Source organism: Lysinibacillus sp. UGB7 (assembly GCF_049058285.1).
GTDB lineage: Bacteria > Bacillota > Bacilli > Bacillales_A > Planococcaceae > Lysinibacillus > Lysinibacillus sphaericus_B.
In genome coordinates, this window is sequence record NZ_JBMGUV010000056.1 from 1 (window position 1) to 18,394 (window position 18,394).

Below are 18,394 nucleotides of genomic sequence, written 5' to 3' on the forward strand. Positions count from 1 at the left end.
TAGGAGAGGCCAGGGCAAATGGCCTCGTCAAACTACCAATCTAGTAAGAGGTTGGGGCAAATCAACCTCTTATCTATATATTACTAGGTTATACATTTACTTACTATGCACGATGTGCATTATGCATAATCTGCATATTTTAAAAAGGTGGAATTTATATGATTTTGAACGTCGGTGAAATCGTAAAGCAATGTCGAAAGAAGATGAAATGGTCTCAAGAGGAATTAGCATTTAACACAAACTTGTCTCAATCAACTGTAAGTCGACTTGAGAAAAACAAAATAACGTGTGATGTTAACACGCTGATGCAAATAGCAAACAAAACTAACGCGCAGGACATATTGATGGCAATGATGTTCAACATAGATATGGGGCTTGTAACTCAAGTACTTCAATTAGTACCAACATTTATAGGAGGGATGTTTACTTGGATACTTTAAATCTAATCAACAATCAAATCATCAAGGAAAAAGCATGCATAGATGACTTGATAAAAGAAGTCGCAATGCACACACAAAACGGACGTTATCAGTTAGCTGCTGAACGAGGACGCGATATGCAAATTTCAATCTCTCGTATCCAGCAATTAGAACGACAAAAAGAATTGTATACGGCTGCTACTAATGTGTTTTCGAACAGTAATGCAACAGGGATAGTTAATCAACTAATAGGAGGTTAATACATGAACATCATTACAGGGGATTGGTTACATCTAAATAAAAAGCAACGAAGCATAATGCTTGAAAATCTTGCAAACAAACAAGTTTTAGCAAATAAAAAAGCTGCTTAATCGATGCGCGATTAAACAGCCAAGACAACTTATACAAATCTATTATAACACACATTACGACGTTTGCGAGTCGAAACTCGCTCTCGTCAAGCAGTTTGTAAATGGTTGGTTAGCCGTTTCCTCTAAGGAATTTACAAACTGCTTGATGGGACTAGCCATCAGAAAGTTGGTGACGTATGAAAGAAGCCAAAAGTAAGTATTGCGGCGAATGCCAGCGTGATTTTGTACCTGGTGAGATTGTTTGGTACGCATGGATTGAAAATCGTTCTTTCTGTAGCGACTGTAAGAGCAAGTTAAATATCAAGGATTGGGAGCCGCGCAAGGTTCCAGATAAAAATGAGAAAGGGTGAAAGATATGAAATTACAGCATGCAGTATCAGTGATTAGTGCATTACCGAAGTTATTAAACAACTATGGAATCTTTGAAAATGAAGTGATTCAAATTCACTTTGATCCAACTACAAATGATGATGTGAAATTAAGCGTGCAGTTGTCTAGTGGTAAAGCGATTAAACGTTTAGGAGTGCCAGAAGTCAAAACGACTTATGAAGGTAATTTCATCTGGACAAGGCATTCCTTGGTTAAGGATAATATCGCGTTTGTTTGTAGTGAATTTGTAATCGAACAATTTGAACATGAGGCGATAGCATGAATTTGCTAGTTGAAAATCCAATGGTATGTGGGCAAATCAAATATCCGAAAGGTACTTACAAACCCACAGTAACATTTGACATGCATGACGATTTCGGTTCATACATCGCAGTCAGTGACACTTATTTTGAAATCGGCGATGCAATAGTACACATCGACAACATCAGTGATTACTTGGCTGCTGGATATAGGGATGATTCAACTTACGACATGACTGATTCAGAGGTTATTGCTTACGTGGAGGAGCATTATGGTTTTGCTCATACAAAAAAATAAACCACTTGGCAGAGTGGCTTAACAAAACAAATATTTAGCGCAATTATAGCGCACTACAGGAGGAATTTCAATGAGTAACTTAGCAGAACAATTCAACAATCCTCAAATGGGACAACCTTCATTTCAAAACCAAGGAGGAGCGCTAGCACAAGCTAGTGCTTCCCGTGAAATGGAAGAAGTTAAAGGTCAAATTTTCATGGCAAAACAGTTTCCACGTAACGTATTCCAAGCTGAGCAACGTGTATTAGATACTTGTAAACGACCTGCACTAGCTCAAACGGCAATGTACAGCTATCCAAAAGGTGGAACAAAGGTTACAGGGCCATCTATCCGTTTAGCTGAGGCAATCGCTCAAAACTGGGGCAACTTATCATACGGCATCCAAGAATTGGAGCAACGTAACGGTGAATCAGTAGCAAAAGCGTTTTGTTGGGACCTTGAAACGAACGTCCGTCAAGAAAAAGTATTCACTGTAAAACATGCAATGATGGCGCGAGGTAATTTGAAGCAATTAACTGATCCACGTGATATTTACGAAAAAGTAGCAAATGATGGTGCACGTCGCTTACGTTCATGCATTCTTGGTGTTATACCTGGCGACATTGTTGATAAAGCAGTTGTGCAGTGCACAGAAACTCTTGCTGGGAATAGCAAAGACCCATTAAAAGACCGCATAGCATACATGTTAAACGGTTTTAAAGAGCAACATCGCGTTACACAAGAAATGATTGAAACAAAGTTTGGTTACAACGCCGATTCTTTCAGCGAGTACGACTATGTAGAGCTGCTCAACATCGCCAATAGCTTAAAAGATGGCATGTCAAAAGTTGAGGATTGGTTCCCGAAAGATGATGCGAAAAAGCAATCTAGTGGCTTAGGTGAAGCGTTTAAAGACGAGCAAAAAACAGAGGTGAAACCAGATGCTACAGACGACATTCCAATTGAACAGCCAAAATTACCACTCGAATGAGGCTAATCAGCATTTCATGTCAGTATCACAGTTTAAAAGTGCTATGGAATGTGAAGCTAAAACGTTTGCGGAGATAAGGGGCGAGTTCACACGTCCTCCCTCTACAGCATTAATGGTTGGTTCATATTTACACGCTGCCTTTGAAAGTAACGAGGCGTTTGCTGAATTTATGGAGCTAAATCACAACAGCATTTATGGCGGTCGGGGAAACAAGTATAAGGATTACGAAAAAGCTGACGACATGATCGAGACGATTAAGAATGACGAGTTTTGTATGTTCGCTTTACAAGGTGAAAAAGAGGTCATCTACACAGGTGAATTATTCGGTGTAGAGTGGAAAATCAAAATCGACAACATCAATCATGAGCGTGGATTTTTCAGTGATTTAAAGAGCACTCAGGAACTTCGAAAACGTTACTGGAGCGAGAAATATAGTACTTGGGTTTCATTTGTACAAGCCTTTGATTACGTACTTCAAATGTGGGTGTATCGAGAAATTATCTTTCAAAATACAGGGCGTTATTATGATCCATACATTGTGGCAGTTACAAAGGAATCACCACCCGATAAAGCCTGTTTGCACTTTGATTCAGGGCGTTTCGACTTTGAGAAGGAATATGTCCAAACGATGTTACCAAGCATCATAGAAGCAAAGTTAGGACGTAAAAAACCACATCGTTGTGATAAGTGCGAATACTGTCGGGCTACAAAGAAGTTAGAAGGTACATTCGAGATTGAATATCTATTAGATTAGGTGGTGCAAATCGATGAATAACGTACCATCAAAAGTTTTATTACCTGCTTGGATATTTCAACAGGCAGGAGGTAACAACGACGAAATTAAGCGTCTGGTGCTGCAATACATGCAACGATACCCAAACTATATAGTGTTGAAGGTTAGTGGTAGTTTCGCCGTTTGTGAGAGGGAGCAAGGGCTTTTATAGGAGGGCAACAGTGAATCTATATAGACAAGATCAGAAATTAAATTTTAGGGTTCAATATTACAAAGGAATACCACTTCAAGTAATTCAAAGGGCTTATAAACATACGAAAGCCAAGCGATTCACGTTGAATGGTACAAATCAGAACGTTTGGATACCTAACAAGCATCTTGAAGCTGATGGCACCTTGAAATTTGGCGAGAACATCGACTATATATTCAAACGCTCTTATAACCAATTGAAGTTATCAGGCGTGGTATGGGACCCGAGAGATGGCTTGTATTATCAGTTGGCTAAGTAGTAGCAAGGGCAACAGGCAAGATGATTTTTATACCATAGGAGGATGAAACATGAGTCAACAATATCACTTATTATCAATCAAATATTCAGACGGCAAAAATACTGTTACGTGGTGGGGACCAAATGACAGTGGGTATACGGACGACATTGAAAAGGCTGGTATTTACAGCGAGGAATGTATCCAAAAAAGAAAAATCTATTACTCAAACAAAGGCGTTATGCCTGTTCCAGTAGAAAAAGTTCAAGCTGCTACTAAGAGAATAGTTGTGTTAAATGAGACTGAAAACACTAAGCTGTTCGGTATTCATGAGCATTTAAAGACAGCAAAAGAGTATTAGTGTTTGTGGATTTTGTGGATTTTGTGAATAAGTCTGTGGTTAAAAAATTGAATATTGCGAATGTGGAGGGTTGAGGCATGGATAAACAAATTACAGTAACGATGCCAGTTGAAGAATACGAAAGGTTGAAACGGATTGAAGATAAATGTGATGACTTAATCCATGGCATGAAAAAATGTGTTGAGGTACACGAAAATAAAAAGACACATGAAGTTGACTTGATTTTACGAACAGATTCAGTAGTCAAATTACTTGCTCCATACAACGATTGGGAGTGTGATTTAGAGCATTTTGACAAGGTTATTATTCAACCGTACAAAGGCTAGGAGGGGCGAGGGCAAATGGCTGAAATCACTTGGATTAAGCTCAAAACAGATATGTTCGACAACGACAAAATTAAACTGATTGAAGCGTTGCCGGATAAAGATGCAATCATCGTTATTTGGGTGAAATTATTAGCCGCAGCAGGCAAAGCAAATTGTAATGGTTACATCATGCTGACAGAGAATATTGCAATGAATATTGAGGAAATGGCAACCATCTTCAATAGACCATTGAATACAGTACGGTTAGCAATCGAAACATTTAGACGCTACGGCATGATTGAAATGGATGAAGGCGACTCAATCCGTATTAAAAATTGGGACGTTCACCAAAATATCGAGGGCATGGATAGGGTGAAACAACTTAATGCTGAACGCAACAGAAAGTACCGCGAACGCAAGAAACAACAGGCTTTGGAAGCACCTAAAGAACCTGAAAACACAAAAAATGATGTTAGCGTGACGTCACGCATGACGTTAAGTGACGATACAGAGACAGACTTAGACTTAGATAAAGACTTAGATATAGATAAAGACAAAGAGACAGACAAAGACTTAGAAAAGAATGTCGGTCAGTCGTCTAGTCCAGTCACTGATAATCAATTTTTGAAAATTAAAGAGTTCTTTAGCCAAAACATTCGTGAGCCAAAACACGCTGATCTCATGAAGCTAAATGAAGCTCTCGAATTCTACGAAACAGAGCTCATAGTAGAAGCCATCAAAGAAGCTAAAGGTAAAGGTCGAACATTCGCTTATGTCTTAGGAATACTTGATAACTGGCGGAAAGAAGATGGCGTAAATACGTACACAGATTGGCAGGTGAAGATTGATGCAAAAAATGGACGACCGAATGGCAGCAGTTATGGAGGAACTTCAAGCGAGAAGCCAAGCATTTTCGGAAATTACTGTAGCGACTGAGGAACCTGATTACAACTGTCCAAGGTGTAAGGATACAGGCAGTTACTTAGTCCGAAAAAAGAATGGTTACTTTATCCGAGGCGTGGAAGTAGAACAAGACTATTACGTCGAGTGTGAATGTAGCAAAATGTTCAAGATTAATAGACTCATTAAGTCCAGCGCCATTACAGAAGAATTTCAGAAAATGAGCTTTAAAAACTTTGCGACTGATGGTGTACATCCAATCGTCGCTGAAATGAAGAGTAAGGCGAATCAGTACTATAGGGCATTTGACGAGATTAAGGGGTACAGACAAAACAGCATCATGCTTATTGGACAACCTGGTTGTGGTAAAACGCATTTGCTCACAGCAATCTCTAATTACCTGATGCATACAAAGCAAGTTCCTGTTCTCTACTTCCCTTACAAGGATGGTATGAACAATATTGCTGCTAACAATTTCAATCGTAAAAACGAAATTATGGATCGCATGAAAGAGGTTAATGTCCTGTTCATAGACGATTTATTTAAACCAATCGGAGGCAAAGTGGATGTTAAGCCATGGCAAACAGAAATCATATTCGAGGTAGTGAATTATCGCTACCTAAACAACAGGCCTTTGCTTATCTCAAGCGAGCTGACGTTGGATGACATGCTATTCATCGACGAGGCGTTAACAAGCCGAATATTCGAAATGGCCGAAGACTTCACAGTAACAATCAAAAAGGATATGAAAGTGAATTACCGTTTGCGCAAGGTTTTTGAAAATAAGTAGAGGGGCGCGCAGCCCCTTGATTGGAGGGTGAAGGGATGAACACAGATATTCAGTTTTTGAAGGACTTACAGGCTCAAATGAAATATGAAGATGAGCATGATTACGACAGTCAAGCATCACCTCGTTTCTGGGTGATTATGGACTATCGAGAAGTACCAGCAAATGAGGATTATGACGATGGCTTTGATTCATACTTTCATAACGATGGAGATCATACAGAGTTTCGTAATTTTGATGAGTTGAAAGACTTTATCGAAGAGTACTACGAGGATGAAGTAGATGATTATCTACAGTCATTGCTTAATGATGAATCAAAGCATTTCGAAACTTTATGGGCTCATATCGAGAACCACCTGAATGATGATGGTTTCTTCAGTAAAGTTTACTGCAAGCAAGAAGAATTCATCGTTCAGGATACTATGTTCCTCACGAAAGAGGAGGCAAAGCGTCACCTTGAATTAAATCATTATCACTATACAAGCAAAGCTCACACATACGCTATGACAGCTTGGCGAGCACCTAAAGTAGCGCAATTACTCAATATCCTGATGTCGTTTGATTGGGATTCGGTGCAAGTGAAGGAGGCTGTTACCAATGACCAATCCTAATCCATTCTCAGATTTTGTTGGTTTCTTAGCAAAAGTTGGTGAAGCGTATCGGGAGTTTGAACTGAACAACCTCATGACTGAGCTTGAGTCCTTCAATAAACAAAATTATAAAGATGTTGCTATAGATGTCGCTTTGGCAACTGGCGATCGTGAGGCTTTTGAAAAATTGGTGGGGGTGAATGAGTGATGACTAATTCTTTCGGAAACTATCTAACAGAACTACGTGGAGAGAGATCACTTCGTGAAATGGAACGAATCACAGGTCTAAGTCACACATATTTAAGCACATTAGAAAAAGGTATTGATCCTAGAACTGACAAAGAACGACTTCCATCATTGGAGACTCTAGACACACTTTCAAGAACGCTAAAAATCGATTTCGCTGTATTGATGGAGAAAGTTGGGTTTCCTCAGTTACAAGAAAAGCACAATGAAAACGACCAGTTACGTAAAGCACTAGAACAAGTCATGGAAGTTGAAGCACCAATCATGGAAGGTTGGGAAACGACTACTTACGAAATTGCTCGTCAGGCACTAGGGATTAGCGAAAATGAATGTTTTGGGGATGGTGAAGAAAAATGAATCAAGCTTTTGTTGAAAGATTAGGATATGGCGTTACACCTTATGCAGTAATCATTTGGCACAAGGATGATGAAGCGAAACACCGAACGATTTGCAACGATGAACAAGATATTCAAATCATGCTTGAACGTCATCAAACGAATGGTGATTTTTACAGTCAATATGACGAGCCAAAAGTTTATTATCCAGTTCAGGAAAGAGGGTTGATTGCATGAGTAGAGAGATTAAGTTTCGGGCTTGGGTTGAAAATGAAAGTGTTAAAAGTGGTCCTTATCCATTTATGAATCACCATATCGAATTTATGGGTGGGTTAATAAACGATATTTTTGCCACAAGTGGTATCAAGCCATTAAACCCATTGCATAACAAAATTACTTACATGCAATACACAGGCTTAAAGGACAAGCACGGTAAGGAGATTTTTGAGGGGGATATTGTTCAATTCAAGTCTGCTAGAGATATTACCGAACGTTACGAGGTTGAATATACAGATTACGGAGAATGGGGCATTGGCGTTCACCGACTAGCTATGAGGTTTAAGGCTTTCGAAGTCATCGGCAACATTTACGAGAATCTTGAATTGCTGGAGGGAACAGCATGATTAACCGAGTCGTTTTAGTTGGAGGTGAAGATAATGCCAGTAAATAACAAAGGTGAAAATAACCCTATGTATGGCAAGAAACATAGTGAAGAAAGCAAAAGAAAAATGGCTGAATCGCGAAAGAAATATAAACGTGAGAACCATCCACAATGGAAAGGTGGAGTTCGAATTACATCTAATGGATACATCGAGGTTTTGGTGCCAGATCACCACAGAGCACGAGGGAATGGATATGTCTTTGAACACATTTTAGTTGCAGAGGCAGCTATTAATAGACGCCTATCACCTAATGAACAGGTTCATCACGTAAACAAAATCAAAACTGATAATAGACCAGAAAATTTACAAGTAGTAGATATTGCTGAACATGCAAGAATGCACGCTAAAGAACGTAGGCAAGGTAAATATTTAAAATGTGTTATTTGCTTAAAAGAATTTTACAGGAAACCTTCGCATGTCAGCAAAGCTAAATGTTGCAGCTTGAAGTGTGTTGGTCATTATACGCATTTGAAAAAGAAAGGAAAATTGGCTTAATGATAAATCGTACAGTGCTAGTTGGAAGATTAACTAAAGATCCACAGCTTTCGTACACTCCGTCAGGTATTGCAATGGCAAGGTTTACAGTGGCAGTTAATCGTACATTCAGCAAAGAGGGCGAAGAAAAGCAGGCAGACTTCATTAGCTGTGTGACATGGCGAAAGCAAGCTGAGAATCTAGCAAACTTTATGAAGAAAGGTAATTTAATTGGTTTGGAAGGGCGAATCCAAACAGGTAGCTATGAGGGGCAGGATGGCAAAAGAATTTACACAACTGACGTGGTAGCCGACAGTATCCAATTCTTAGAGCCGAAAAACAACGCAGGAAGCTCTCAGGGAGCGTCAAACTATCAATCTAGTACAAATACAGGTGGAACGTATCAAGGCGGTTCACAAGGGCAATATAGCGGTCAAAATAACCAGCCAAATTATACAAAGAATGATGAAGATCCGTTTGCAAATTCGAAGGCGCCAGAAGTATCAGAAGATGATCTTCCCTTCTAACTAAAAGGAGTGGTTAATGTGATTACAAAACGACCAACAAAGAAAATCATTGGGGCTAAAACAAAGAAAGCATTAGAGAAGCAAATAAAGGTTGAAGCAAATAGCCGTTGGTATCCAATCAGCGAGATTAAATTCTTTGAATATGATCCAAGGCCATATCAAGTGCTATTACGATTCGGGAAAGGGACAGAAAATACAAAACAAGTTAACTAAGGGGGCAGCAATATGAATAAAGGTAGCGAGCTGTTTACTAAGGTCAAAACACTTAAGTTACGTGGAGATAAACCTACAGTCATTGAATTTAATGGTGAACGTTATGTAAAAGATAACCGGAATATTGGCGGTAAATAATACACGCTGCTGGTAGAACAACACGATCAAGTTTTATCAGCAGACATATAAGAGTGCTAACAGGAGGGCAAACATGAGTAAAGCTAAATACGGCAACAAAAAAGTTGTACGTGACAGAATTACATTCGATTCAGCAATGGAAGCGAAATATTACGATTACTTGAAACACCTACAAGCACAAGGAGTTGTGGCCTCCATTGAATTACAACCAAAATTCGTACTATTGCCGAAGTTTGAGAAGAACGGCAAGAAATTTCGAGAAATCGGTTATAGTGCTGACTTTACAGTTCATTATGCAGACGGTCATACAGAAGTGGTTGACATTAAGGGAATGGTTACACAGCAATTCGCATTACGAAAGAAGTTATTTGAATATCGTTATCCGCACGAATTAAAGCTTCTAACGTATTCAAAGATTGATGGTGGTTGGATAACTCATGATGAGCTTAAAAAGGCTAGAAAAGCACGTAAAGTAGCAAAAGTGGGTTGATGGTAATGAACACAGTACGAAAGGAAGTTAAACAGCGTAGAGCAAAATTGATAAATCAACAGGACCACATTTTCTATCTCAGTTGCAAAGGATGTCCGAAACGTAAAGCTTATGATCCTACTAAAAAATGCAGAGGATGCAAGGTTTATAGAGAACTACGGAGCATTGGGAAAGAGCTTGAACAGATTAGTAAATTGCGTAGGTGGGGGAAGTAAGCAATAAAAAACCTCGAGTACGAAACAATACTCGAGGCACTACAGAAGGTTGTACTAATAGTATAACTATTCTGATAATTGATGTAAAGGTTATTCGGAAGATTTTGTGCAGGAAGGGGAAAAACGATGAAAAAACCGAAATTTCATAACGGACGACCAATCATTCAACCAGGAGAAATTTACGAAATAGACGGAACTGACTACAAAGTTATTACAGCTACTTCTGAAATCATTGATGATAACCCGAATGGTCTTAGTATGACAGAGCTTGTGTATTGGTTAGTTAACGTAGAGACAAAAGAACGTAAGTACATGAAGAAATCTGAACTAGTAACAAAATTTAAAGATAATTGATAAAAAATGTTCAGTAAACTTACTAATTACTTTAAGCGTCAAGTGGCTAATACAAAGTATGTTTTGGATAAATAAACACCTCTTATGGATAATGAAAGGAGAATTTTGATGGAATTTAACAAACTTATGGATTTCGTTGAGGAAAACAAAGTAGAGCATTTAGAAAATGTTTTATCAGTCACATGCAAGGAGTGCGATGGTGAAGGGTATTTTTCAGATGGTATTAATTTTGAGCCTTGCGACACTTGTTGTGCAGAGGGTACGATTTCGCGCAACTGCACAATATGAGTTAACTACGTAGTTATTGAATATAAAAAAAGCCGCAGCGTCGTCACACGCTACAGCCCAGAATTGGTTCATGCCCTTTTAAGACAATCTAGTAAAAGTAGTATATCACAACTTAGGAGGGCAAACCTAATGGGCAAACAAGGACAAGTATTAACATTTACACAGGACAAACTAGACGCAATGATTACGGACTATCACTGGATGGTTAATGCCATCAAAGAAATGCGAGCAGAAATGGTTGTCGGGGCAAAAACGGCACAGTACGGCATCGAAGCTACATTACCAAAGGCAGTAGGCGGTGTAGGTGATCCGATTATGCAGGAGGCTATTAGACGCTCAAAGAACATCAAGCGTGTTACAGAGTACGAGAAGAAGCTATTAGAGGTTCAAAATCGGGTCGATCGAGTGGCCGGAGACAGAGAAATGCAAGTGCTTAATTGGATGTTAGACGGCAAATCTCAACGTTGGATAGGTCAACACATGGCTTTATCAGCAACGAGCATTAAGCGTATTAAGGATAACATTGTAAAACAGATGATGGCGTGATGAGGGGGCCTTGTGCCCCTTTGAAAAATTATAAATCACTGGAGGTAAAGGGAAATGACAACAGAAACATTAAAATTATCGGAATTAGCAGATGATGTAGAGGTATCAGTTGAAGAATCTAACACAGTTTATACAGTTGCAGAATTAAAACGTGAAATTTTAGAACTAGACGAGCCACACCATAAAACTCCTAATTGGAGTACAGTCATTCGTCAAAAGTGGTCACCATGCGCTAATAGCATGTTAGATAGCTATATCGATAACGAGTATCAGGAAATGTACGAGGACTGGGACGATCGTGCGTGGGATATGGTAGCTAAACATGATCTTGAAAATAAAATACAAGCTTTGTTAGATGAAGCTTTCGAAAGTGATTATGCTACAGCTTACTGGACTTATGATAAACCTGTTGAGATTGATATTTATCCAAATAGTTTAAAAATATACGAATAACATGTTACAAATGTGATAGATGTTACAAACGTTATATACGTTACACATTAGGTATTTAAAAATTCATCTTGTAAACTAAAGGGGAGGGCGGACAGGTAAATCTTTCTTCTCTTGGTATTTATAAAATCCTAATTATTAGGGAAAGACAGACCGACGACCGACCAGCGCCCCATAAACTTGTTCGAGGCATGACATACATGGCCGGCCTATTTATTTAAAAAGATTAGGTATCTTAAATAATATAAAGGGTTAAAAATAGCAGTCATTTCCATGCCCTCTTATTTAGAGTATGATAAATAGAGATGAAATTTAAATAGGAGTGGAAAGTTATGCTGAAAATTTTACCAATTTTATTTGGGGTCATAGCAGTATCTCTTTCAGCGTATGGACTTATTACACGTGATTACCAGCTGAATTTCTTAATGATATTCTTCTTAGGTTTATCCATGTTAACCATAGGTATTAGAGAGTTTCAAAGTAAGAGAAAAGCATATGGTTTGTTTCTAATAGGTGTATTTTTATTTTCAGCATATGCGTCAATTCAAAGTTTCATATGGATGTAAATAAAGGAGCTGATTAATATGTGAACTTCGTCCACTTTCCAAATATTTTTCAGTCAAACTTACTACAGTAACAACGTGCACGGAAATGCACTGTAAAACACATTCGCTTACAATAAGCACGTCAAGCTCTACGTGCTCCTACAAATGAGCTATCGACAACTAAATAGGTTTACCACAATAGACGAGCCTTCATCCTGAGCGGGGATGAGGGTTTTTATTATGCAATCAATGGAGGTAATTAAAATGAATTTTGGTCAAGCGATTGAAGCTTTAAAAAACGGACAACAAGTAGCGCGTAAAGGATGGAACGGCAAAGGTATTTTCATTGAGTTGCAAGTGCCTGATACACATTCTAAAATGACGCATCCATATATCTACATTGATACAACAGGACTTCAAACGGACAACGCAAATGCTCCTAAAAGCCGTGTACCTTGGTTAGCTTCACAGACAGACATGTTATCAGAGGATTGGGAGGTAGTTGAGTAATGCCGAAACTAGGAGATTATATCAATCCGCAAATTGAAAACAATTTTATGTACCACGCTCCAAAAGAAGGACAGCCAGAAAAGTATGAGGCTATTCGTGAAAAGGCGAAAGAGCTTGCATATCTGATTGAAGAAGTTTGTCCGAACAGCCGTGAAAAATCTGTAGCGATTACAAATCTTGAAACTGCTGTTATGTGGGCTAATGCTTCAATCGCACGTAATTAAGCCTTCGGGCTTTCTTTTTACTTTGAAAACTGCATCAAACAGCCAAAACGCTATGAGTTAAGAGGGCCGAGTTTGGTGTGGTTTTGAGAGCGAAAATGTAGAAAATTGTTCCATTATTTAACCCTGCATTATATTATTAAATCGAGGTGAATATAGTGGAAAATAAATACAACAAACTTAAACTACATTTTGCTTATTTTATTTTTATAGCTTTCATAATTGTTGTATGGTTAATATCATATATCTTTATGAAATCCAATTATGCAGGTAGTTTGTTAAATTTTGCAGGTACAGTTACTTCAATAATTTTAGCTGTTCTAGCGATAATGATTACTTTATTGGATATAGCTAATCAAAAAAATAATATTAATGAGCTAAAAGAAAGTGTTAGTAATTTGCGAGAAGTAAGTGAAGAAATGAAGATATTGATCATTAACAATAACGATGATATTAATAAAAAAATATTAAATTTAGGAGATTACGGAGATAAAATTCAAGAGGTCTCTACCTCACTAACTACTTTTGGAAGTAGTATTGAGGATAATCCTGAATTATTACAGTTAAAAGAAAAGTTGAATATTCTTCAAGAGACTATAAATGAAAAAGATGAAATGTATAAAGAATTAAAAAATAATATTTCTACAAGGAACATTAATTCCAATACAACTAATAAATATAAGTATTATATTATTGTAGAGGATGATAATGAGTTAGGTAAGTTCGAACAATTTGTAAACGAAATCTTAACATTACTGGGAACTAGAAGAATCACAATTACAACTGGTGGTAAAGAGCAGAAATTGCAAATAGAGTCTGATGCTTTACTCAAAAAATCATTAATAGGGAAAATTGCAACTCAACATAATCTTAAAATAATAAAAATAAATATTGATTATTTTTGAGTTGATTAAAGTCAATTCCCTTCTCGATTTAACAACAAGGTGGTGATACTGTGGCGCGAGCACGAGACCCAAACCGTGACAAGGCATTTAAGTTGTTTAAACAACACAACGGGGAGATAACTAACCGTGCCATTGCTGAAATTTTGGGTGTTCCCGAAAAAACTATAGGATCATGGAAGTCTAAATCCAAGGACAATTGGATTGAGAAATTAAGTGGAGTACTCCAATCGAGTGAACGGAGTACTCCGAATAGGGCAGGTGCTCCGAAAGGCAATGATAATGCTAAAGGGAATAGAGGTAATCCTAATCCGACACCTAAGTTTCCGAAACGCAACTCAATCGCAGAGAAGCACGGTTTCTTTTCAAAGTTCCTACCTGATGAAACGCTAGAAATCATGGAAGCGATGAACGAGCGTTCTCCGACTGATTTAATCTGGGATCAAATACAGATACAGTATGCCGCCATCATTCGAGCTCAACGAATTATGCATGTTGAATCGAAGGACGAAATGATTAAGGAAATCAAAAAAGAGAAGTACGGCTATTCCGAAGTTGAGACAACCGATGAAGACGGTAAAACTTCATCAAAATACGAGCGTACATTGGATGAAGTTGAATACAACTTCCAATTCGCATGGGAACGACAGGCGCAACTACTCACTGCTCAATCAAGAGCAATCGGGGAGTTGCGCTCTTCTATTCGTCAGTTTGTTGAGATGGCAGACCAGGACGACGAACGCAGGCTTAAACTTGAGCAGATGCAGTTGAACATTGATAAGACGAAAGCAGAAGTGAAGCAATTAACAGCAAATGATGTAGCTGGCACTGAAGACAATAAATACGGCTACATGACACCAGAGCAACGCCGTGAAGCGATAGAACGATTGAAAGGAATGTCAGGGCAATGAATGCAGAACAAGCCGAAATTGAACTATTAGACGCGCTCATTGAAGAACGAAAATACCTTTCTCGTAAATCGTTCTGGGAGTATTGCAAAACACGAGCGCCAGACTTCTACATTGATGGTCGTACACATCTTGAATCGATATGCGAGACGTTACAAGCCTTATATGAAGGTCGTTTACTCAATGAGAAAGGCGTACCATACGAGAACATGATTATGAACATACCACCTCGGCATGGTAAATCACGTACGCTCATTCATTTTTGTGAGTGGGTGCTAGGTGATAGACAAAAGAATCGTATTATCACAGCATCGTATAACGAGGATTTAGCAACAGTTTTCAGCCGTTATACTCGTGATGGAATAAGTGAGGAAAAAGTTTATCCGCATGAAATCGTTTATAGTGACATTTTTCCAAAGGTGAAAGTAAAGCGAGGAGATTCATCTTACCGCCAGTGGGCACTAGAAGGTCAACACTTTAACTATAAAGGTGCTGGTCTAGGTGGTTCGATTACAGGTAAGGGCGGTAACATCTTAATCGTTGATGACCCTATTAAAAACGCTGCTGAAGCTCAAAACGAGAATGCATTAGATAAACAATGGCAATGGTTCACCGACACATTCCTTTCACGACAAGAACAAACGGATCGTTCCATTAAAATCGTTAACATGACACGATGGAGTAAGAAAGATATCTGTGGACGTATCCTAGAAGGTAAACGTGCTGCTGAATGGTATGTATTGATGATGCCAGCAATGGACGATGAAGGAAACATGCTTTGCCCAGAGTTGCTAAATAGAAAAAACTTTGATGCCTTATCCGATTTCATGGATGAGGCTATTTTAAATGCTAACTATTATCAGCAACCACTAGACCTTAAAGGGCGACTGTACAAAGCGTTCAAAACGTATGATGGTGATTTACCTACGTTCAAATCAATACAGAACTACACGGATACAGCAGATACAGGCGATGACTACTTATGTAGTATCGTTTATGGTGTTACGTTCGACAACGAGGCTTATGTGTTAGACGTGCTTTATACAAAAGCACCAATGGAAGATACGGAGCCAGCAACTGCTAAAATGCTATACGACAACAAAGTAAACCATGCTTACATCGAATCAAACGGTGGAGGGCGTGGTTTTGCTCGTTCTGTAGAGAAAGAATTGATGGAGAAGCACAACAGCAACTACACGTATGTAGAGCCGTTCCATCAATCAAATAACAAAATAGCTCGTATTCTATCCAACTCAACATGGGTGATGAATCACATTTACTTCCCAATCAACTGGAAAGATAAATGGCCTGATTACTACAAAGCCATGACTGAGTATCAACGTGAAGGTAAGAACAAAAATGATGATGCGCCAGATGCTACAACAGGGGTTGCAGAATTTGTGGGTAGTGGAAGCCCTTATGATTTTTAAATAAAGTGAGGTGAATAACATGACAGGTTTTTTCCCGTTCCAGGGTGTGAGTACTGAGAGTGATAGATTGAAAGGCATTATTGAAGATGGTGCCAAGAAGGGCATTACTCATAAAAAGCAACTAGAAAAGGAAATTGCTGAATTCAAAGTCTCTCGTGCTAGAGAATGGATGTTTATTGGTGATAAGTATTTTGAAGGTGACCAAGAAATCTTAACGCGTGAACGTAAGGTTCTTAATGATCAAGGTGAATTGGAGGTTGTTCATAACCTACCAAACAACAAACGCTTAGATAACCAATATGCAAAGCTTGTAGATCAAAAAGTAAACTACTTACTAGCAAAGCCTTTGACCATTAAAACAGAAGATAAAGCGTATCAAAAAGCGCTTAAATTAGTGTTGAATAAACGCTTCCATAAGACTTTCCGTTACTTAGGGGAATATATATTAAATCATGGCTTATCTTGGCTCTATCCTTACTACAATGAACACGGAATATTTACTTTTATGATACTTCCAGCGTTTGAAGTTATGCCTTATTGGAAGGATAGAGAAAAGACTATTCTAGATTACGCTGTACGTGTTTATAGTGTTGAGGAATGGAAAGGCGATAAGAAAGAAGTCGTTGAAAAGGTCGAAATATACACGTCAGAGGGCATTGAACGTTACATTTTGGAGAATGAAAAGCTTGTACCAGACGTTGAAGCAACAGAGTTCGTCACATATCTAACGGCAAAGACAAGGGACAAGGTAACGGGTCTTAATTGGGAACGAGTGCCACTTATAGCTTTCCGTTATAACAGACGTGAAATACCACTGATTAAACGTGTGAAAAGCTTACAGGATGGGATTAACGAAATCCTTTCAGACTTCAATAACAACATGCAAGAGGATGCTCGTAGTACAGTATTGATTGTTCATAACTACGATGGACAAGATTTAGGGGTATTCCGTAAGAATCTTGCCGAATACGGCGTTATTAAAGTACGTACTACTGCTACAGGTAAAGATGGTAAGGTCGAGTCATTGCATATTGAGGTGAACAAAGATAATTACGAATCCATCCTTAAATTATTTAAAAAGGCTATTATCGAAAATGGTCGTGGTTACGACGCTAAAGATGATCGTATGAGTAACAATCCTAACCAAATGAACATTCAATCTATGTATTCAGATATTGATCTTGATGTGAATGGCATTGAAACAGAGTTCCAGGCATCTTTTGAGGAACTGCTTTGGTTTATCAATAAACATCTAGAACATAAAAAGCTAGGTAATTTTGAAGATGTGCCAGTAGAGGTAATTTTCAATCGTGACATCTTGATAAACGAATCAGAGGTAATAGATAGCCTGAATAAATCTATGGACTTACCACTTGAATCACGTTTAGAACAACATCCATATGTTACAGACGTTCCACTTGAGCTAAAGCGCATTAAGAAAGAACGACAAGAACGTATGAATGAGTTCGACGGCTACGATGAAACGTTCACCCGGAAGCAAGGTGTTGTAGATGACCCAGCCAACACGTAGTTACTGGCAAAAACGTTTTGAGATGTTGGAGCAAGCGCAGCATAATAAATCGGCATCATACAACAAGGACCTTGAGAAAGCCTATATTCAAACCATGCAGGAATTCGAGAAAGATATAGCTCGGTGGTATCAACGCTTTGCTAAAAACAATGAAATCAGTCTTGATGAAGCTAAACAGTTACTTAAAAGTGATGAATTACGTGAGTTTAGATGGACTGTTGACGAATACATCGATTATGGCAAGAAGAATGCTATCAATCAAAAGTGGATGAAGCAACTTGAAAATGCCTCCTCTCGTGTCCATATAAGCCGTTTAGAGAGTTTGCAGTTACAATTACAACAACATGCAGAAAAGCTCTATGGTGGGCAAATTGAGGGCTTTGAACGATTGATGAAAGAAGCATATCAAACACAATACTATCAAACGGCATTCGAAGTACAGAAAGCTTTCGAGGTTGGCTTTACATTACAGGCATTAGATGAAAACTTACTAACTAAGGTAATCAGCAAGCCATGGACTGCGGACGGTCGAACGTTCAGTCAAAAGATATGGCGTGACCG

General features: G+C 38.5%; 34 protein-coding genes and 1 pseudogene. All 35 read left to right on the forward strand.

The features are described from left to right. The first annotated feature begins 158 nt into the window (after window positions 1–158). Window positions 159–440: a helix-turn-helix domain-containing protein gene (locus ACOMCU_RS26830; protein WP_421052095.1), complete on the forward strand. Its 282-nt coding sequence runs from the start codon at window positions 159–161 to the stop codon at window positions 438–440. Beyond that, complete coding sequence (locus ACOMCU_RS26835; RefSeq protein ID WP_421052096.1) at window positions 428–679, forward strand: hypothetical protein; 252 nt, start codon at window positions 428–430, stop codon at window positions 677–679. The genes ACOMCU_RS26830 and ACOMCU_RS26835 overlap by 13 nt, the downstream gene beginning before the upstream one ends. Window positions 680–966: 287 nt before the next feature. Continuing rightward, window positions 967–1,140: a hypothetical protein gene (locus ACOMCU_RS26840; protein WP_421052097.1), complete on the forward strand. Its 174-nt coding sequence runs from the start codon at window positions 967–969 to the stop codon at window positions 1,138–1,140. Window positions 1,141–1,145: 5 nt separating this feature from the next. Next, window positions 1,146–1,442: a hypothetical protein gene (locus tag ACOMCU_RS26845; RefSeq protein ID WP_421052099.1), complete on the forward strand. Its 297-nt coding sequence runs from the start codon at window positions 1,146–1,148 to the stop codon at window positions 1,440–1,442. After that, window positions 1,439–1,717: a hypothetical protein gene (locus ACOMCU_RS26850; RefSeq protein WP_421052100.1), complete on the forward strand. Its 279-nt coding sequence runs from the start codon at window positions 1,439–1,441 to the stop codon at window positions 1,715–1,717. Before ACOMCU_RS26845 ends, ACOMCU_RS26850 begins: the two co-directional genes overlap by 4 nt. A gap of 70 nt (window positions 1,718–1,787) precedes the next feature. Beyond that, window positions 1,788–2,687: a hypothetical protein gene (locus tag ACOMCU_RS26855; protein ID WP_421052102.1), complete on the forward strand. Its 900-nt coding sequence runs from the start codon at window positions 1,788–1,790 to the stop codon at window positions 2,685–2,687. Beyond that, complete coding sequence (locus ACOMCU_RS26860) at window positions 2,638–3,441, forward strand: PD-(D/E)XK nuclease-like domain-containing protein (protein WP_421052103.1); 804 nt, start codon at window positions 2,638–2,640, stop codon at window positions 3,439–3,441. Before ACOMCU_RS26855 ends, ACOMCU_RS26860 begins: the two co-directional genes overlap by 50 nt. A 13-nt stretch (window positions 3,442–3,454) precedes the next feature. Beyond that, complete coding sequence (locus ACOMCU_RS26865) at window positions 3,455–3,631, forward strand: hypothetical protein (protein ID WP_421052105.1); 177 nt, start codon at window positions 3,455–3,457, stop codon at window positions 3,629–3,631. Window positions 3,632–3,641: 10 nt separating this feature from the next. Beyond that, entirely contained in the window at window positions 3,642–3,929 is a 288-nt protein-coding gene (locus tag ACOMCU_RS26870) for a hypothetical protein (RefSeq protein ID WP_421052107.1), read from the forward strand. A gap of 49 nt (window positions 3,930–3,978) precedes the next feature. Beyond that, window positions 3,979–4,266 carry a hypothetical protein gene (locus ACOMCU_RS26875; protein ID WP_421052109.1) on the forward strand — a complete coding sequence of 96 codons (288 nt, stop codon included), beginning with the start codon at window positions 3,979–3,981 and terminating at the stop codon, window positions 4,264–4,266. Between the two features lie 77 nt (window positions 4,267–4,343). Then, entirely contained in the window at window positions 4,344–4,592 is a 249-nt protein-coding gene (locus tag ACOMCU_RS26880) for a hypothetical protein (protein ID WP_421052110.1), read from the forward strand. Between the two features lie 15 nt (window positions 4,593–4,607). Further along, complete coding sequence (locus ACOMCU_RS26885) at window positions 4,608–5,507, forward strand: phage replisome organizer N-terminal domain-containing protein (protein WP_421052111.1); 900 nt, start codon at window positions 4,608–4,610, stop codon at window positions 5,505–5,507. After that, window positions 5,419–6,261, forward strand: coding sequence for a DnaA ATPase domain-containing protein (locus ACOMCU_RS26890; RefSeq protein WP_421052112.1), 843 nt, complete (start codon window positions 5,419–5,421; stop codon window positions 6,259–6,261). Before ACOMCU_RS26885 ends, ACOMCU_RS26890 begins: the two co-directional genes overlap by 89 nt. 35 nt (window positions 6,262–6,296) lie before the next feature. After that, window positions 6,297–6,869, forward strand: coding sequence for a hypothetical protein (locus tag ACOMCU_RS26895; protein WP_421052113.1), 573 nt, complete (start codon window positions 6,297–6,299; stop codon window positions 6,867–6,869). Beyond that, a complete protein-coding gene (locus ACOMCU_RS26900; RefSeq protein WP_421052114.1) occupies window positions 6,856–7,056 on the forward strand; it encodes a hypothetical protein in 201 nt (66 codons plus the stop codon). Before ACOMCU_RS26895 ends, ACOMCU_RS26900 begins: the two co-directional genes overlap by 14 nt. Further along, window positions 7,056–7,451: a helix-turn-helix domain-containing protein gene (locus ACOMCU_RS26905; RefSeq protein WP_421052132.1), complete on the forward strand. Its 396-nt coding sequence runs from the start codon at window positions 7,056–7,058 to the stop codon at window positions 7,449–7,451. Before ACOMCU_RS26900 ends, ACOMCU_RS26905 begins: the two co-directional genes overlap by 1 nt. Next, window positions 7,448–7,666 carry a hypothetical protein gene (locus ACOMCU_RS26910; RefSeq protein WP_421052115.1) on the forward strand — a complete coding sequence of 73 codons (219 nt, stop codon included), beginning with the start codon at window positions 7,448–7,450 and terminating at the stop codon, window positions 7,664–7,666. Before ACOMCU_RS26905 ends, ACOMCU_RS26910 begins: the two co-directional genes overlap by 4 nt. Beyond that, entirely contained in the window at window positions 7,663–8,052 is a 390-nt protein-coding gene (locus ACOMCU_RS26915) for a YopX family protein (RefSeq protein ID WP_421052116.1), read from the forward strand. The genes ACOMCU_RS26910 and ACOMCU_RS26915 overlap by 4 nt, the downstream gene beginning before the upstream one ends. 33 nt (window positions 8,053–8,085) lie before the next feature. Then, window positions 8,086–8,586 carry an NUMOD3 domain-containing DNA-binding protein gene (locus ACOMCU_RS26920; RefSeq protein WP_421052117.1) on the forward strand — a complete coding sequence of 167 codons (501 nt, stop codon included), beginning with the start codon at window positions 8,086–8,088 and terminating at the stop codon, window positions 8,584–8,586. Then, window positions 8,586–9,092, forward strand: coding sequence for a single-stranded DNA-binding protein (gene ssb / locus ACOMCU_RS26925; protein WP_421052118.1), 507 nt, complete (start codon window positions 8,586–8,588; stop codon window positions 9,090–9,092). The genes ACOMCU_RS26920 and ssb overlap by 1 nt, the downstream gene beginning before the upstream one ends. An 18-nt stretch (window positions 9,093–9,110) precedes the next feature. Continuing rightward, on the forward strand, window positions 9,111–9,305 hold the full coding sequence (locus tag ACOMCU_RS26930; protein WP_421052119.1) for a hypothetical protein: 195 nt from the start codon (window positions 9,111–9,113) through the stop codon (window positions 9,303–9,305). Window positions 9,306–9,317: 12 nt separating this feature from the next. Next, entirely contained in the window at window positions 9,318–9,443 is a 126-nt protein-coding gene (locus tag ACOMCU_RS26935; RefSeq protein ID WP_421052120.1) for a hypothetical protein, read from the forward strand. A 73-nt stretch (window positions 9,444–9,516) separates the two neighbouring features. Beyond that, entirely contained in the window at window positions 9,517–9,933 is a 417-nt protein-coding gene (locus tag ACOMCU_RS26940) for a DUF1064 domain-containing protein (protein WP_421052121.1), read from the forward strand. Between the two features lie 341 nt (window positions 9,934–10,274). Continuing rightward, the gene (locus ACOMCU_RS26945) at window positions 10,275–10,502 is read left to right on the forward strand and encodes a hypothetical protein (RefSeq protein WP_421052122.1); all 228 of its coding nucleotides are present in this window, start codon (window positions 10,275–10,277) and stop codon (window positions 10,500–10,502) included. Between the two features lie 108 nt (window positions 10,503–10,610). Then, on the forward strand, window positions 10,611–10,790 hold the full coding sequence (locus tag ACOMCU_RS26950; RefSeq protein WP_421052123.1) for a hypothetical protein: 180 nt from the start codon (window positions 10,611–10,613) through the stop codon (window positions 10,788–10,790). Window positions 10,791–10,919: 129 nt separating this feature from the next. Then, a complete protein-coding gene (locus ACOMCU_RS26955) occupies window positions 10,920–11,336 on the forward strand; it encodes a LuxR C-terminal-related transcriptional regulator (RefSeq protein WP_421052124.1) in 417 nt (138 codons plus the stop codon). Between the two features lie 54 nt (window positions 11,337–11,390). Next, complete coding sequence (locus ACOMCU_RS26960) at window positions 11,391–11,789, forward strand: hypothetical protein (protein WP_421052125.1); 399 nt, start codon at window positions 11,391–11,393, stop codon at window positions 11,787–11,789. Window positions 11,790–12,118: 329 nt separating this feature from the next. Continuing rightward, window positions 12,119–12,352, forward strand: coding sequence for a DUF3953 domain-containing protein (locus ACOMCU_RS26965; RefSeq protein ID WP_421052126.1), 234 nt, complete (start codon window positions 12,119–12,121; stop codon window positions 12,350–12,352). 243 nt (window positions 12,353–12,595) lie between these two features. After that, the gene (locus ACOMCU_RS26970; RefSeq protein WP_421052127.1) at window positions 12,596–12,841 is read left to right on the forward strand and encodes a DUF2829 domain-containing protein; all 246 of its coding nucleotides are present in this window, start codon (window positions 12,596–12,598) and stop codon (window positions 12,839–12,841) included. 20 nt (window positions 12,842–12,861) lie between these two features. Further along, the gene (locus ACOMCU_RS26975; protein WP_421052133.1) at window positions 12,862–13,065 is read left to right on the forward strand and encodes a DUF7681 family protein; all 204 of its coding nucleotides are present in this window, start codon (window positions 12,862–12,864) and stop codon (window positions 13,063–13,065) included. A gap of 155 nt (window positions 13,066–13,220) precedes the next feature. Further along, window positions 13,221–13,967, forward strand: a complete 747-nt coding sequence (locus ACOMCU_RS26980) for a hypothetical protein (RefSeq protein ID WP_421052128.1) — start codon at window positions 13,221–13,223, stop codon at window positions 13,965–13,967. A 50-nt stretch (window positions 13,968–14,017) separates the two neighbouring features. Beyond that, window positions 14,018–14,875 carry a phage terminase small subunit gene (gene terS / locus ACOMCU_RS26985; protein WP_421052129.1) on the forward strand — a complete coding sequence of 286 codons (858 nt, stop codon included), beginning with the start codon at window positions 14,018–14,020 and terminating at the stop codon, window positions 14,873–14,875. Further along, window positions 14,872–16,302 carry a phage terminase large subunit gene (gene terL / locus ACOMCU_RS26990; protein ID WP_421052130.1) on the forward strand — a complete coding sequence of 477 codons (1,431 nt, stop codon included), beginning with the start codon at window positions 14,872–14,874 and terminating at the stop codon, window positions 16,300–16,302. The genes terS and terL overlap by 4 nt, the downstream gene beginning before the upstream one ends. 19 nt (window positions 16,303–16,321) lie before the next feature. Further along, a complete protein-coding gene (locus ACOMCU_RS26995) occupies window positions 16,322–17,833 on the forward strand; it encodes a phage portal protein (RefSeq protein WP_421052131.1) in 1,512 nt (503 codons plus the stop codon). Then, a pseudogene (locus tag ACOMCU_RS27000) lies at window positions 17,814–18,394 on the forward strand (hypothetical protein); the annotation flags it as partial. The gene ACOMCU_RS26995 and the pseudogene ACOMCU_RS27000, both read left to right, overlap by 20 nt.